At 67.5% G+C, this 15802-nt stretch carries 10 protein-coding genes; 9 read left to right on the top strand and 1 reads right to left on the bottom strand.

The genetic code is table 11. The annotated features are described in order from the left end of the window. The first annotated feature begins 97 nt into the window (after window positions 1-97). The 9 genes from QXK92_RS22340 to QXK92_RS22380 all read left to right on the top strand — a co-directional run bounded on the left by QXK92_RS22340 (window position 98) and on the right by QXK92_RS22380 (window position 14870). Window positions 98-808: a C39 family peptidase gene (locus QXK92_RS22340; protein WP_306245305.1), complete on the top strand. Its 711-nt coding sequence runs from the start codon at window positions 98-100 to the stop codon at window positions 806-808. Window positions 809-1148: 340 nt separating this feature from the next. Continuing rightward, window positions 1149-2309 carry an ATPase/transcriptional regulator EmbR gene (embR, locus tag QXK92_RS22345; RefSeq protein WP_306245307.1) on the top strand — a complete coding sequence of 387 codons (1161 nt, stop codon included), beginning with the start codon at window positions 1149-1151 and terminating at the stop codon, window positions 2307-2309. A 372-nt stretch (window positions 2310-2681) separates the two neighbouring features. After that, a complete protein-coding gene (locus QXK92_RS22350) occupies window positions 2682-4517 on the top strand; it encodes a serine/threonine-protein kinase (protein ID WP_306245309.1) in 1836 nt (611 codons plus the stop codon). A 79-nt stretch (window positions 4518-4596) separates the two neighbouring features. Continuing rightward, window positions 4597-6285, top strand: coding sequence for a serine/threonine-protein kinase (locus tag QXK92_RS22355; protein ID WP_306245310.1), 1689 nt, complete (start codon window positions 4597-4599; stop codon window positions 6283-6285). A 47-nt stretch (window positions 6286-6332) separates the two neighbouring features. Beyond that, window positions 6333-8924 (top strand): ATP-binding cassette domain-containing protein, encoded by a 2592-nt coding sequence (locus QXK92_RS22360; protein WP_306245312.1) that lies wholly within the window; start codon window positions 6333-6335, stop codon window positions 8922-8924. Window positions 8925-9067: 143 nt separating this feature from the next. Continuing rightward, window positions 9068-9790: an LppX_LprAFG lipoprotein gene (locus QXK92_RS22365; RefSeq protein WP_306245314.1), complete on the top strand. Its 723-nt coding sequence runs from the start codon at window positions 9068-9070 to the stop codon at window positions 9788-9790. Between the two features lie 45 nt (window positions 9791-9835). Next, window positions 9836-10225 carry a DUF4189 domain-containing protein gene (locus QXK92_RS22370; protein ID WP_306245315.1) on the top strand — a complete coding sequence of 130 codons (390 nt, stop codon included), beginning with the start codon at window positions 9836-9838 and terminating at the stop codon, window positions 10223-10225. A gap of 66 nt (window positions 10226-10291) precedes the next feature. Continuing rightward, entirely contained in the window at window positions 10292-12841 is a 2550-nt protein-coding gene (locus QXK92_RS22375) for an ATP-binding cassette domain-containing protein (protein WP_306245317.1), read from the top strand. Between the two features lie 118 nt (window positions 12842-12959). Further along, window positions 12960-14870: a sensor domain-containing protein gene (locus QXK92_RS22380; protein WP_306245319.1), complete on the top strand. Its 1911-nt coding sequence runs from the start codon at window positions 12960-12962 to the stop codon at window positions 14868-14870. Between the two features lie 13 nt (window positions 14871-14883). Here the strand turns inward: QXK92_RS22380 and QXK92_RS22385 are convergent, their stop codons facing one another. Then, window positions 14884-15444, bottom strand: a complete 561-nt coding sequence (locus QXK92_RS22385) for a hypothetical protein (RefSeq protein ID WP_306245321.1) — start codon at window positions 15442-15444, stop codon at window positions 14884-14886. Between the last annotated feature and the right edge of the window lie 358 nt (window positions 15445-15802).

Here is a 15802-nt window from a genome sequence, read left to right on the forward strand (position 1 = left end):
TCCAAGAATCCGTAGAGATAACAAAAAGGCCACCATTCGATTCTTTGTTCAGCACGGCTTCCGCAGAAGGCGGAGCACGAGAGCAAAGGACACGAGCATGAAGAGCCTCAAGGTCTCCTCGATCGCGAAGACCGCCCTGCTGGCCGCCGCCGCCGGCGTCATGGCGCTGGGGTTGGCCGGCCCGGCCGAGGCTGGCACGGGCACCATGTACGGCGACCCGACCGCCGTCGCCAAGTACTGGGTTCACCAGAACTACGACGACTGCGCCATCATGTCCAGCGCCGATGTGGTCGGCCAGATCACCGGCAAGCTGCCCTCGGAGCGGTCCATCATCAAGGTCGCCCAGTCCACCCCGAGCGCAACGCACCCGGGCTCGATCTACGTCAAGCCCGCGGACAAGAACGACCCCAACTCCGGCATGGGCACCGACCCGGACGACCTGCCGACCCTGTTGGCGCACTACGGAATCCACGCGACCAACACCGACGCGGACACGGCCGGCAAGACCGGTGTCGCCACCGGCATGGAAGCCCTCGAGCAGTACCTCGGCAGCGGTCACGCCGTCATCGTCGGACTCAACGCCGAGATGATCTGGAACCAGCCGATCGAGAACACCGGTAAGGACGGGCAGCCGCGCGCCGACCACGCCGTGGTGGTGACCGGTGTCGACACCGGCAAGGGCATCGTGCACCTCAACGACAGCGGCAGCAAGAACGGCAAAGACGAGCAGATCCCGATGGCCGTGTTCGTCAAGGCATGGGCCACCAGCCACAACTTCATGAGCGTCACCCAGGAGACGCGCAAGTGATCTGATGCCTCCGCGGGCAGCCGACCAATCCGGTTGACTGCCCGCTTTGGCGTGCTGATCCGCCGATCATATTGTGCTTCAGCATGATTGCCGTGCGTTCCGGAAGATCGCATTGGCGCGAACGGCTTTTCAATCGATCGACGAGAGCTCGGCGGTTAGCGACGTGCACCAGCCGGGAGGGCCGGATCCGCGAACTTCACCCGTGCATGACGCACAATAACAAGCTGTACGGCACCCAGGGTTTACAAGACCGACAACGATGAAGACACAATAATGAAGGAACAAGGTCCCGTGCCGGCACTTCTAATCGGAGGGCACAGGCGACCGCGGAGGACCCGGAATGGCTGGTAGCGCGATGATGGACACACATCTCGAGTTCGGTGTGCTCGGACCGCTGGAGATGAAGATCGACGGGGGCTTGGTCTCCCTCGGCACCCCCAAGCAGCGTGCCGTGCTGGCCATGCTGGTGATCAACCGGAACCGGCCCGTCGGAGTCGACACGCTGATCACCGCCCTGTGGGACGAGTGGCCCCCCTCGGGTGCGCGGGCCAGCATCCACTCCTACGTGTCGAACCTGCGCAAGCTGGTCGGCGCCGCCGGCGTCGATCCCCGGCTGGTGCTGGCCGCGGCACCACCCGGATACCGGCTCACCATCCCCGAAAACACCTGCGATCTCGGGCGGTTCATCGCCGAGAAGACCGCGGGTGTCCATGCCGCCGCCGCGGGCAGCTTCGAACAGGCCAGCCGGCATCTGTCGGCGGCGCTCAAGGAATGGCGCGGACCGGTGCTGGACGACCTGCGGGACTTCCCGTTCGTGGACTCGTTCGCCACCGCCCTGGTCGAGGACAAGATCATCGCGCACACCGCCAAGGCGGAAGCGGAGATCGCCTGCGGACGGGCATCGGCGGTGATCACCGAACTCGAGGCGCTGACCGTCGAGCACCCGTACCGGGAGCCGTTGTGGGCGCAGCTGATCACGGCGTACTACCTCACCGACCGCCAATCCGACGCCCTCAACGCCTACCGCCGGGTGAAGACGACGCTCGCTGACGACCTCGGGATCGATCCGGGCCCGACGCTGCGGGCGCTCAACGAGAAGATCCTGCGCCAGGAGACCCTGGACGTGAAGCAGAACGCCAAGGTGACCGCCGTAGGAACGGTCACCGTGCTGGACAAGCGCACCATGGCCGCCACTCAGAAGGTGGCAGCGTACCTGCGCGACGTCGCCACCGGGCGCGACTACCCGCTGCGTTCGGCGGCGACCCGGATCGGCCGCCTCAGCGACAACGACATCGTCCTGGACAGCGCGAACGTCAGCCGCCACCATGCGGTCATCGTCGACACCGGGACGAACTACATCATCAACGACCTGCGGTCCTCCAACGGTGTGCACGTGCGGCACCAGCGGATCCGCACCGCGGCCACCATTCACGACGGCGACCACATCCGGATCTGCGACCACGAGTTCACCTTCCAGATCGCCGCGCACACCCAGGCCTGAGCCGGTGGCCGGCCGGCACGTGAATGTGGCTGGCTCACAAGCACTTTGATGCGCATTGAGGCGGGTCGCGGCTGCCCGCGCCGGCCGGTACGGCAGCGAAGTGACCAGCGGCCACATCAGCGGGGGCATTACCATTCGCCGCAACCGTTTTCGCGGTCAACGGCGATTGCGTTCCTGTCGGAGCCGACCGGTACCGTCACCCCCACAGGAAAATGTGCCGTTTTTCGGGTCGGTGTGTTGGCAGTCTTATTGGCAAGCGCCCACCGTCCCGATTACCGTCATGGTTGCTGAGGCCGGTGGTTGCGCTCCATGCGATACCTGAAGGCTGTTGATAGTGTCGGCGGGATTCGGGTTGGTTGAGGAGGATCAGCGATGAGCGAGGCACCAGACTCGCGGGTGGGCTCGATGTTCGGGCCCTACCACCTCAAGCGGTTGCTGGGCCGCGGCGGGATGGGCGAGGTCTACGAGGCCGAGCACACCGTCAAGGAGTGGACGGTCGCCGTCAAGCTGATGACCGCGGAATTCAGCAAGGACCCGGTGTTCCGCGAGCGGATGAAGCGCGAAGCCCGCATCGCCGGTCGCCTGCAGGAACCCCACGTCGTGCCGATCCACGACTACGGCGAGATCGACGGCCAGATGTACCTCGAGATGCGCATGATCGAGGGCACCGACCTCGACAGCGTCCTCAAGCGTTTCGGTCCACTCACCCCGCCGCGCGCGGTCGCGATCATCACCCAGATCGCCTCGGCACTCGATGCCGCCCACGCCGCCGGGGTCATGCACCGCGACGTCAAACCGCCCAACATCCTGGTCACCCGCGACGACTTCGCCTACCTCGTGGACTTCGGCATCGCCAGCGCCACCACCGACGAGAAACTCACCCAGCTGGGCACCGCCGTCGGCACCTGGAAATACATGGCGCCCGAACGGTTTTCCAACGACGAGGTGACCTACCGCGCCGACATCTACGCGCTGGCGTGCGTGCTCTACGAATGCCTCACCGGCAGCCCGCCATATCGCGCCGACAGCGCGACGACGCTGGTTACCGCGCACCTGATGGACCCGGTGCCGCAGGTCAGCGCCGCGCGTGCGGGCATCCCCAAGGGTTTCGACGCGGTCATCGCCCGCGGCATGGCCAAGAGGCCTGAAGACCGCTACGCCAGCGCGGGAGACTTCGCGCGGGCCGCGCACGACGCGCTGAGCGACCCGGACCAGGACCACGCCGAGGACATCCTGCGCCGCAGCCGTGAATCGACGCTGCCGGGCACCGCGGTGGCGCCGTCGGTGCCCACCGGCGGTCAGCAGCCGGGCACGCCGCCGCCTCCGCAGTACTCGCCGCCGCCGGCGTACGGCGACCCGATCGGCTCGGGGCCGATGCAACGACAGTCGCCGACGAATACGCCGTCGTGGACTCCCGCGAGCGGCCCCATTCCGGCGAGCGGCCCGATCCCTGCCCAGGGCCAGCCCACCCAGGCGCCGCAGTATTTCGGGCAGAGCGGTGGCTGGGGCGGTACGCCGTCCGGTCCGCAGCAGCCCGGCGGCCCGCCGAACTGGAACCAGGGTGGTCCGCCCTCGGGCGGCAAACGCAGTCCCTGGCCGATCGTGGCCGGTGCCGCCGCGGTCGTCGTGGTGCTGATTCTCGCGGGGGTCGGCATCTGGTTGGCCACCCGGCCGAGCGACAACACACCGGCGAGCGACACGAGCACGTCGGCCACGGCCACCTCCGGCAAACCGACCACCACCAAGAGTTCACCTTCGACCACCACTTCCGGTGGTGACCCGCAGAGCAGGCTGCTCTCGATGCTGCCCTCCGGCTACCCCACCGGCACGTGCACACCGACCACACCGAAGCCGAACAGTGTGTGGACCGGCACCATCGCGATGGTCGACTGCGGGCAGAACACCAACCAGGGTGGTCCGAGCCGCGCGATCTACGGGCTGTTCCCCAACCTCGATGCGCTGAAGCAGGCCTTCAACGACGACATCGCGGCGGTTCAGTTGGCGAACTGCCCCGGCGAGGGACCCTCGCCGGACGGCTGGCACTACGACCGGGACCCGACGGTCACGGCCGGGATGATCGCCTGCGGCACGTACAAGAACCACCCGAACGTGATCTGGAGTAATGAGGGCAAGCTCATGCTCAGCGACGTCTTCGGGGACCCCGCGACCATCGACGACCTGCACAACTGGTGGGCCAAGTACGGCTGACCGAAGCCGCGCGAGAGACTGCCGATCAGCCGCATAAGCGTCCAATGTTCAAGCGGCACAACGCTACTGGATGGCCGCGATGAGCGAGGCGCCAGGCTCGCGGGCTGGGTCGACGTTCGGGCCGTACCACCTCAAGCGGTTGCTGGGCCGCGGCGGGATGGGCGAGGTCTACGAGGCCGAGCATTCGGTCAAAGGCTGGACCGTCGCGGTCAAGCTCATGTCCGAAACCGTGAGCAGCGACCCGGTGTTCCGCGAACGGATGAAGCGTGAGGCACGCATCGCGGGGCGACTGAAGGAACCGCACGTCGTGCCGATCCACGACTACGGCGAAATCGACGGGCAGATGTTCCTCGAGATGCGCCTCATCGAGGGTACCGACCTCGACAGCCTGCTTACCCGCTACGGCCCCTTGCCGGCGCCGCGCGCCGTCGCCGTCATCACCCAGATCGCCTCGGCGCTCGACGCCGCCCACGCCGCCGGAGTCATGCACCGGGACGTCAAACCGCCGAACATTCTGGTCACCCGCAAGGACTTCGCCTACCTCGTGGACTTCGGCATCGCCAGCGCCACCACCGACGAGAAGATCACTCAACTCGGCACCGCGGTGGGCACGTGGAAATACATGGCGCCCGAACGATTCTCCAGCGACGACATCACTCACCGGGCCGATATCTACGCGCTGGCCTGCGTGCTGTTCGAGTGCTTGACCGGCAGTGCGCCATACCCGTCCGACAATGCCGGGGTACTGATCAGCGCCCACATGATCAACCCCATCCCGCGCCCCAGCGCCGCGGGACCCGATGTCCCCAGGTCCCTGGACGCCGTCGTCGCACGCGGCATGGCCAAGCGGCCGGCGGACCGCTACGGCAGCGCCGGTGAGCTGGCGCGGGCCGCGCACCAGGCACTCAGTCACCCCGACCAGGAAAACGCCGCCGCCATCGTGCGCCGCAGCCAGGAATCCGCCATCCCGGAAGGGCTACTGAATCCGCCTCCGGCGCAGCGATTTTCGCCTCCCGGCCCGGTCGCGCCGGTGCGGCCGCCGGCGCCCCTTCTGGCCGGTCCACCAGGTCCCCTGAACCCTCCGGCGCCGGCCCCGGCATCTACCGGCCCATGGCATCCCACCAACCCGCCTGCGCCACCACCCGGCCGCAGCCCGTGGGCGATTGTCGCCCTCGTCGCCGCCGTCATCCTGGTGGTCATGCTGGGCGGTATCGGCATCTGGGCACTCAACAAGGACGACGACAAACCGCAGACCTCCGCAAAGCGGACCACCACCACCCGGGCCACCACGTCGACCAGCACCCGGACCACGACGGCGCCGTCCACTACGGCACCGCCGCAGGCGCAGACCCGGTTGATGAGTCTGCTCCCGGCGGGCTATCCCGCCGGAGCCTGCACGCCGGACACCAAAACGATGCCGGGAGCCCTGGTCTCGGTGTCGTGCGGGCAGAACACCGACCCGAACGGCCCGAAAGTCTCTGCCTACGGGCTGTTCCCCGACGTGGCGTCGCTCAAGAGCGCCTTTACCGCATTCACCGGCACCTTCAGCCTTCAGCAGTGTCCGGGCGGCAAAGCGTCCCCCGGCAATTGGTGGCATACCCAGGATCCGAAAACGGTCCTGGGGCAGATGGCTTGCGGTATCTACAAGGGCAGCGATCCGCAGGTGATGTGGAGCAACGAACAGACGCTGGTCTATGCCCTCGTCGGTGGGAAGCAGCAGGTGCCCAGCCTCGACCAGCTCTACAAGTGGTGGGCCAAGCACTCATAGGCCGATCGCCGTAGCATCACGGACCGCGGGAGTAACGGAGGCGTGGGATGGGCGTGGTGACGGGGTTGGTGGTGCGTGGGGGTGGGGGTAGTTGGCGGGTGGGTGCGGGGCGGGTGTGGACGGTGGGGCGTTCGGGTGAGTCCGATATTCAGTTGGACAATCCGCGGATCTCGCGGGTGCATGCGGTGTTGGAGGCCACCGAGTCGGGGTGGGTGTTGTCCAATCGCAGTAGCAACGGCATGTATATGGGGGGTGAGCGGGTCGAGCAGGTGGTGGTGGGTGAGCGGCCGGTGACGGTGGTGCTGGGGTCGCTGAGTTCGGGTGAGCGGCTGCACTTCGAGCCCGGCGGGCCAGGCGAGGCGGGCGAGGCGGGCGGTCCGGGCGAGGCGGGCGGTCCGGGCCAGGCGGGTGAGCCGGGCGGTCCGGGCGAGGCGGGCGGGCCGGGGCAGGCGGGCCAGGCGGGGCCGGTGGGGATCGGGGAGGCGACCACCACGGTGGCCCCGCTGCCGCCGCTGGCGCCGGTCCCGGCCAACGCGCAGCAGACCACTGAGATCGCGGTCCCGCCGCTGCCCAACGACGAGCTGGGGCTGGGGGCGCCCACCGGTTCGACCACCTCCCTGCGCACCCCGACCGCCGTACACGCCATCGACCAGCAGACCGTGAGCATCGGCCGGGCACCACAGAACACCGTGGTCCTGCACGACCTGCTGGTCTCGCGCCGCCACGCCCTGCTGCGCCGCAGCACCACGGGCTGGGAACTGATCGACAACCACTCCGCCAACGGCACCTACGTCAACGGCACCCGCATCACCCGCGCCCTGATCGGGCCCCACGACATCGTGGGCATCGGCCACCAACTGCTGCACCTGTCCGGCGACCGCCTCGTCGAATACGTCGACACCGGCGACATCTCCTATGAAGCCGCCCACCTGCACGTCGAAACCGGCCACGGCCCAGGCAAAGGCAAGGTCCTGCTCGATGACGTCAGCTTCGTGCTGCCCCAACGCTCCCTGCTGGCCGTCGTCGGCCCCTCCGGGGCCGGCAAATCCACCCTGCTGGGCGCCCTGACCGGGTTTCGCCCCGCCACCACCGGCACCGTGCGCTATGACGACCGCGACCTCTATGACAACTACCCCGAACTGCGCCACCGCATCGGATTCGTGCCCCAAGACGACATCCTGCACACCCCCCTGACCGTGCGCCGCGCCCTGAACTACGCCGCCCAACTGCGCTTCCCCCACGACGTCTCCACCACCGAACGCCGCCAGCGCATCGAGGAAGTCCTGACCGAACTCGGCCTCAGCGCCCACGCCGACCAACGCATCGACTCCCTGTCCGGTGGGCAACGCAAACGCACCAGCGTCGCCCTGGAACTACTGACCAAACCCTCCCTGCTGTTCCTGGACGAACCCACCTCCGGACTGGACCCCGGCTACGAGAAATCGGTGATGCAAACCCTGCGCACCCTGGCCGATGACGGCCGCTCGGTGGTCGTCGTCACCCACAACATCGCCCACCTCAACATGTGCGACCGCCTGCTGGTCCTAGCCCCCGGCGGACGCCTGGCCTACTTCGGCCCACCCCAACAAGCCCTGCCCTACTTCGGCTGCACCGACTTCGCCGACCTATTCATCCTGCTCGAAAACGACACCACCACCGACTGGCCCACCCGCTACACCAACTCCCCCCTGCACGCCGCCTTCACCCCCACCCCCCAACCACCCACCACCCCCACGACCACGACCACGACCACGACCGGCAAACCCAAACCCAAAGCCCAACAAAGCCCCCCAGCCCAATTCAGCATCCTGTGCCGGCGCTACCTCGCCGTCATCGCCGCCGACCGCCAATACACCCTGTTCCTACTCGCCCTGCCCCTACTCCTCAGCCTGTTCACCTACGCCGTCCCCGGCGACGCCGGACTCTCTTTGGCCGAGGCGATCACCCAGCAATCCAAGCAACCCACCCAGTTGCTTGTGCTGCTCATCATCGGCGGGGCGCTGATGGGCTGCGCCGGCTCGATCCGGGAAATCGTCAAGGAACAGGCGATCTACCGGCGCGAACACGGCATCGGACTCTCCAGCGGCGCCTACCTGGCCTCCAAACTCGCCGTCCTGGGCGCCATCGCCACCACCCAGGCACTGATCCTCGGATTCCTCGGCGTCGCCTTCCTGCCCCCACCGGACGACTCGCTGCTGGTGCACTCCGGCAGCCCCGACATGCTCCGCCATATCGGCTCCGCCGAGGTCGCGGCCGCCGTCGTCGCCGTGACCGTGGTTTCGATGATCCTGGGCCTGCTGATCTCGGCGCTGATCAGCAACGCCGACCGCGGCATGCCCCTGCTCGTCCTGGTGGTCATGGCGCAGCTCGTCCTCTGTGGCGGCATGTTCGCCGTCAACGACCGCGTCCCGCTCGAACAACTCTCCTGGCTCTCCCCCTCCCGCTGGGCCTACGCCATGGCGGGCTCCTCGCTCGGGGTGAACTACATCCGCCTCACCGACCCCGATCCGATGTGGACCCACGACCGCGCGCACTGGCTGACCGGGCTGGGGATGTGTGCGGCGTTGGGTGTGGCGATGGTGATACTTCTCGCGGCACGACTGCGCAGTATCAACCGGCAGCGCAGGGCCCGCCGGTAGGCAAGAGAGTTTGCTTCGGCCCCCAGAATGAGGTCTGGCCAAGTGAAACCGGCAGCCTTACGCTATTCGCTGGCTTTGGTGCGTCCTCCAGATGTGTTTGCCCCGTGGCGACGTTCCGGTTGCCTCGAACGAAGGAGATGTCTATGAAACTGAAGCTCTGGTCCCGGGCCGCCGCAGCGGTCGCGGTGACGGCGCTCGTGCTCACCGGCTGCGGAAGCCCGAAGAACAACAGCTCCGGCAGCGGATCCAACGCACCTAACGTCGACGCCGCGAGCACCGTCAAGCAGGCCGCCGAGGCCATGCGCAAAGTGACCGGAATGCACGTCAGCCTCACGGTGCAGGGAGCGGTACCCAACCTCGAGGTGACCAAGCTCGACGGCGACGTGTCCAACACTCCGCAGACCGTGGCCAACGGCACCGCGACGTTGACCGTCGGAAAGAGTCCCGTCGACTCGAAGTTCGTCTTCGTCGACGGCCACCTGTACTCCGACGTTGCCGAGCCCGGCAAATTCACCGACTACGGCAACGGAGCGTCCATCTACGAGGTCTCCACGCTGCTCGATCCCGACAAAGGCCTGGCCCACCTGCTGGCCAATCTGCAGAACCCCAAGGTCGGCGGCAGTGAGCAGATCAACGGCATCGCGACCACGAAGATCACCGGAACGTCGTCGACGGACGACGTCGCCACGCTGGCCGGGTCGCGCCTGAGCCCGCAGAACGCGCCACCCACTCCGACCACTGTGTGGATCGCCTCGGACGGCTCCTACCACTTGGTCAAGATCGAGATCACCCCGGTGGAGAACGGTGCGGTGTCGATGACCATGTCCGAGTGGGGCAAGCAGGTCACCGCAACCAAGCCGGTCTAGCACTTCCCGAAACCCCGTCTTCTTCAGTCGCCGAAAGGAAACATCATGGGATTGACCGCTTTTCAGGCGCGGTTTCCGGGCGCAGCGGCGGTCGTACTGACCAGCGCCGCGGCGGTGACGGCGACGCTGATCGCGCTGGCCCCCGCTGCGAAGGCCGACGGCAACTACGGCGCGATCGCGTACTCGCCGTCGGGCCAGCTGTTCGGCCGGACCAAGGACGCCCCGTCACGCGCCGCCGCGGAGAGCGCAGCGATGGGGGCGTGCGGCAAGTCCGACTGCAAGGTTCTGGTCTCCTTCTCGGAATGCGGCGCGGTAGCCGAGAACAACGCCGGCGACCACGCCGGAGGCTACGGTTCCACCCTGTTGGCCGCCGAGCAGGACGCCATGCGGCGGCTGGGCACTGCGGGGTGGATCGGCACCTGGCTCTGCAACTGAAGTCGATGCGCTCGCCCGCCCGGGGGCTCGCCGGGGCGGCGTAGTCGGTGTGAGCGGAGGCGTGGGATGGGCGTGGTGACGGGGTTGGTGGTGCGTGGGGGTGGGGGTAGTTGGCGGGTGGGTGCGGGGCGGGTGTGGACGGTGGGGCGTTCGGGTGAGTCCGATATTCAGTTGGACAATCCGCGGATCTCGCGGGTGCATGCGGTGTTGGAGGCCACCGAGTCGGGGTGGGTGTTGTCCAATCGCAGTAGCAACGGCATGTATATGGGGGGTGAGCGGGTCGAGCAGGTGGTGGTGGGTGAGCGGCCGGTAACGGTGGTGCTGGGGTCGCTGAGTTCGGGTGAGCGGCTGCACTTCGAGCCCGGCGGGCCAGGCGAGGCGGGCGGGCCGGGCGAGGCGGGCGGTTCGGGCGGGCCGGGCCAGACGGGCGAGGCGGGCCAGCCGGGTGAGCCGGGGCCGGTGGGGATCGGAGAGGCGACCACCACGGTAGCCCCGCTGGCGCCGGTCCCGGCCAACGCGCAGCAGACCACTGAGATCGCGGTCCCGCCGCTGCCCAACGACGAGCTGGGGCTGGGGGCGCCCACCGGTTCGACCACCTCCCTGCGCACCCCGACCGCCGTACACGCCATCGACCAGCAGACCGTGAGCATCGGCCGGGCACCACAGAACACCGTGGTCCTGCACGACCTGCTGGTCTCGCGCCGCCACGCCCTGCTGCGCCGCAGCACCACGGGCTGGGAACTGATCGACAACCACTCCGCCAACGGCACCTACGTCAACGGCACCCGCATCACCCGCGCCCTGATCGGGCCCCACGACATCGTGGGCATCGGCCACCAACTGCTGCACCTGTCCGGCGACCGCCTCGTCGAATACGTCGACACCGGCGACATCTCCTATGAAGCCGCCCACCTGCACGTCGAAACCGGCCACGGCCCAGGCAAAGGCAAGGTCCTGCTCGATGACGTCAGCTTCGTGCTGCCCCAACGCTCCCTGCTGGCCGTCGTCGGCCCCTCCGGGGCCGGCAAATCCACCCTGCTGGGCGCCCTGACCGGGTTTCGCCCCGCCACCACCGGCACCGTGCGCTATGACGACCGCGACCTCTATGACAACTACCCCGAACTGCGCCACCGCATCGGATTCGTGCCCCAAGACGACATCCTGCACACCCCCCTGACCGTGCGCCGCGCCCTGAACTACGCCGCCCAACTGCGCTTCCCCCACGACGTCTCCACCACCGAACGCCGCCAGCGCATCGAGGAAGTCCTGACCGAACTCGGCCTCAGCGCCCACGCCGACCAACGCATCGACTCCCTGTCCGGTGGGCAACGCAAACGCACCAGCGTCGCCCTGGAACTACTGACCAAACCCTCCCTGCTGTTCCTGGACGAACCCACCTCCGGACTGGACCCCGGCTACGAGAAATCGGTGATGCAAACCCTGCGCACCCTGGCCGATGACGGCCGCTCGGTGGTCGTCGTCACCCACAACATCGCCCACCTCAACATGTGCGACCGCCTGCTCGTGCTGGCCCCCGGCGGACGCCTGGCCTACTTCGGCCCACCCCAACAAGCCCTGCCCTACTTCGGCTGCACCGACTTCGCCGACCTATTCATCCTGCTCGAAAACGACACCACCACCGACTGGCCCACCCGCTACACCAACTCCCCCCTGCACGCCGCCTTCACCCCCACCCCCCAACCACCCACCACCCCCACGACCACGACCACGACCACGACCACGACCACGACCGGCAAACCCAAACCCAAAGCCCAACAAAGCCCCCCAGCCCAATTCAGCATCCTGTGCCGGCGCTACCTCGCCGTCATCGCCGCCGACCGCCAATACACCCTGTTCCTACTCGCCCTGCCCCTACTCCTCAGCCTGTTCACCTACGCCGTCCCCGGCGACGCCGGACTCTCCCTCACCAAAGCCATCGAGAAGATGTCGACACAGCCGGGTCAACTGCTGGTGTTGCTGGTCATCGGCGGGGCGCTCATGGGCTGCGCTTGCTCGATCCGGGAAATCGTCAAGGAACAGGCGATCTACCGGCGCGAACACGGCATCGGACTCTCCAGCGGCGCCTACCTGGCCTCCAAACTCGCCGTCCTGGGCGCCATCGCCACCACCCAGGCACTGATCCTCGGATTCCTCGGCGTCGCCTTCCTGCCCCCACCGGATCAGTCGGTGGTCGTGCCCTGGCCCCGGTTCGAAGTGGCGCTGGCGGTGGTGGCCGTGACGCTGGTGTCGATGATCCTGGGCCTGCTCATCTCGGCGCTGATCAGCAACGCCGACCGCGGCATGCCCCTGCTCGTCGTTGTCGTGATGGCCGAACTCATCCTGTGCGGCGGCATGTTCCCGGTCAAAGACCGCATCCCGCTCGAACAACTCTCCTGGCTCTCCCCCTCCCGCTGGGCCTACGCCATGGCCGCCTCGACGGTCGACCTCAACGATCTGCGGCGGACCGCCAGCGGAGATCAGGATCCGATGTGGGATTACGACGTCAGTAGCTGGTTGATCGCCGCGGGAGGATGCGCCGCGCAGGCGCTGCTGCTGGTGCTGCTCATCACGGTGCGACTGCGCCGTATGGGACCACAACGACGGGCAAGGAAATAACACGGCCGGGTCGCACCGAATAGGCTGGTGGTCGCCCCAACCTGCGTTTTGCGGTTGACGGCCCTACCTGGAGGTGGTTGATAGTGTCGGCGACGTTGGTTGATTGGGAGGATCAGCGATGAGCGACACGCAGAGCTCGCGGGTGGGAACGATGTTCGGGCCCTACGAACTCAAGCGGTTGCTGGGCCGCGGCGGGATGGGCGAGGTCTACGAGGCCGAGCACACCGTCAAGGAGTGGACGGTCGCCGTCAAGGTGATGACCGCGGAATTCAGCAAGGACCCGGTGTTCCGCGAGCGGATGAAGCGCGAGGCCCGCATCGCCGGTCGCCTGCAGGAACCCCACGTCGTGCCGATCCACGACTACGGCGAGATCGACGGCCAGATGTACCTCGAGATGCGCATGATCGAGGGCACCGACCTCGACAGCGTCCTCAAGCGCTACGGACCGTTGACGCCGCCGCGCGCGGTCGCGATCATCACCCAGATCGCCTCGGCGCTCGATGCCGCCCACGCCGCGGGCGTCATGCACCGCGACGTCAAACCGCCCAACATCCTGGTCACCCGCGACGACTTCGCCTACCTCGTCGATTTCGGCATCGCCAGCGCCACCACCGACGAGAAACTCACCCAGCTCGGCACCGCCGTCGGCACCTGGAAATACATGGCGCCCGAACGGTTTTCCAACGAAGAGGTGACCTACCGCGCCGATATCTACTCGCTGGCGTGCGTGCTCTACGAATGCCTCACCGGCGGTCCGCCGTACCGCGCCGACAGCGCCGGTTCACTGGTCACGGCCCACCTGATGAACCCCGTCCCGCAAGTCAGCGCCGCCCGCGCCGGCATCCCGAAGAGCTTCGACGCGGTCATCGCCCGCGGCATGGCCAAGAAGCCCGAAGACCGCTACTCCAGCGCCGGTGATCTGGCGCTGGCCGCCCATGAGGCGCTCAGCTCGCCCGACCAGGACCACGCCGAGAACATCCTGCGCCGCAGCCAGGAAGCCACCCTGCCCGGTCCGCCGACCGCGTCGTCCAAACCCACCATGCCCGCGGTGACTCCGCCGCCGCGCCAGGGTCCTCCGAGCACGCCGCCGCCCGCATCCCGGCCGTCGGCGCCGCAATACGGCGGCGGGCCCGGGCAGTCGGGTCCCATGCCGCAACAGCGGCCGCCCAATCAGCCCGGACACCCGGCCTGGAACCCGGTCAGTGGCCCGGTGTCAGGCCCGTCCCCCCAGTACCACCAGAGTGGCGGCTGGGGCAGCGGACCGCCCAGCACCCCGATAGCTTCCGGGCCCATACCGGCGGCCTGGAACCAGGGGCATCGGCCGCCGCCGCAGCCGGGCAAACGCAATCCGTGGCCCGTCATCGCCGCCGCGGCCATCGTGGCTGTCCTGGTCGTCGGTGCGGTGGTCATCTGGATAGCGACCCGCCCCGATCCGGCGCCCAAGGTGAAACCGATCGCCGAGGACCGGTTGAGCTCGATGCTGTTGTCGTCGTCGGAGATCAACTCGGTGATGGGGTCGTCGACGATGCAACCGGGCAAGCCCATCACGACGGTGGACTCCTCGCCGGTGACGCTGTCGAATCCCGACTGCCAGGGTGCGATGTACGGCAGTCAGGGGCCGGTGTACGCGGGCAGCGGATACACCGGGCTCAGCGGGCTGGTGTCGTCCGAGCCCGGCGACAACTACGACCACTGGGTAAACCAGGCTGCCATCGCCTTCCCGACCGCCGACAAAGCCAAGTCTTTCCTGCAGTCCTCGCTGAGCAAATGGAAAGGCTGTGCGGGCAAGACCGTCACGGTCACCAACAAAGGCAAGACCTACCGGTGGACGTTCTCCGAGGTGCAGGGATCCTCACCCAGGATCACGGTGGTCGATGCCCAGGAAGGTGCCAACGGCTGGGAATGCCAACGCGCGATGGAAGTGGCCAACAATGTGATCGCCGACGTCAACGCCTGCGGCTACCAGATCACCGACCAGGGCGCGCAGATCGCCGACAAGATCGTCGCCAAGGTCAACAAGGAGAAGTAGCCACCCGACCGGGCTAGCCGGGCAGGTCAGGCCCCTGTGCGCGGAGGTCGTCGACCGCCGACATGGCCTCGCGCAGCTTGGCCAGCCACTCCTCGGTGTGCTCGCCGACCAGCTTGACCGACCAGGCCAGCGCGTCGGCGCGCGATCGCGCGACACCCGCGTCCACCAGCGTGTCGAGCACCTGGCGTTCGGGTTGCTTGAGACGCGTCATGACCGGTACTGCGATGTGGGTGAACAGGATCCGTTCGCCATTCACCTCGACGCCCCAGGAAACCTTGCGTCCGTAGCGTTCCTGCGCTTCTTCGGCGATGGCCATCCGCTCCGGCCGGGTGTCTTCGCGGAACCGCGAGACGCGTCCTTCGGCGCGCGCGGAGCTCTCGTCGGCGACCGCCGGCAGCGTGCCGACGACGGTGATCTCTTCCCGGTCGACGATGACCGTCGGGTCGCCTTCGAACCATGCTTCGGGCAGACGGCCGGCGAACCACTCGGGTGCGCCGCTGGCGTCGGGTTGCTCGGCTTGCTGCCAGCCCCCGGGGCGCCCTTGGCGGCGCCCGTGGTGATGATGGAGTTTCATGATTACATGATTACACCGTTGCACAGGAAAGCACGGTGATTTCGCCCCGGGCGAACGGTCAGCTTGGGCGAGCACTTGCTCCGGACGGCCTTAAACCGTTGCCATCAGCCATTCGCAGTTGTATTTTTAGGAGCGAAGCAGGCCCGGAAGTGACCGAATTTCAAGCGCCGGAAGAAGGGTGAAAAACGGCCGCGTAAGACCCGCATTAGTCGGAGTCGACAGCGCCCCAACGAGTCACGCCGGGCCTGCCCATGTGCCGGACATTTCAAGCCCTGTGGCGAACCCTACGGTGAACCCTGTGGCGAGCAGACACAAAATCGCACGAAAGCGCTTGGCGCCGTGCGATTTTGTGCCTGCT

This window comes from Mycobacterium sp. TY815 (assembly GCF_030755135.1).
Lineage (GTDB): Bacteria > Actinomycetota > Actinomycetes > Mycobacteriales > Mycobacteriaceae > Mycobacterium.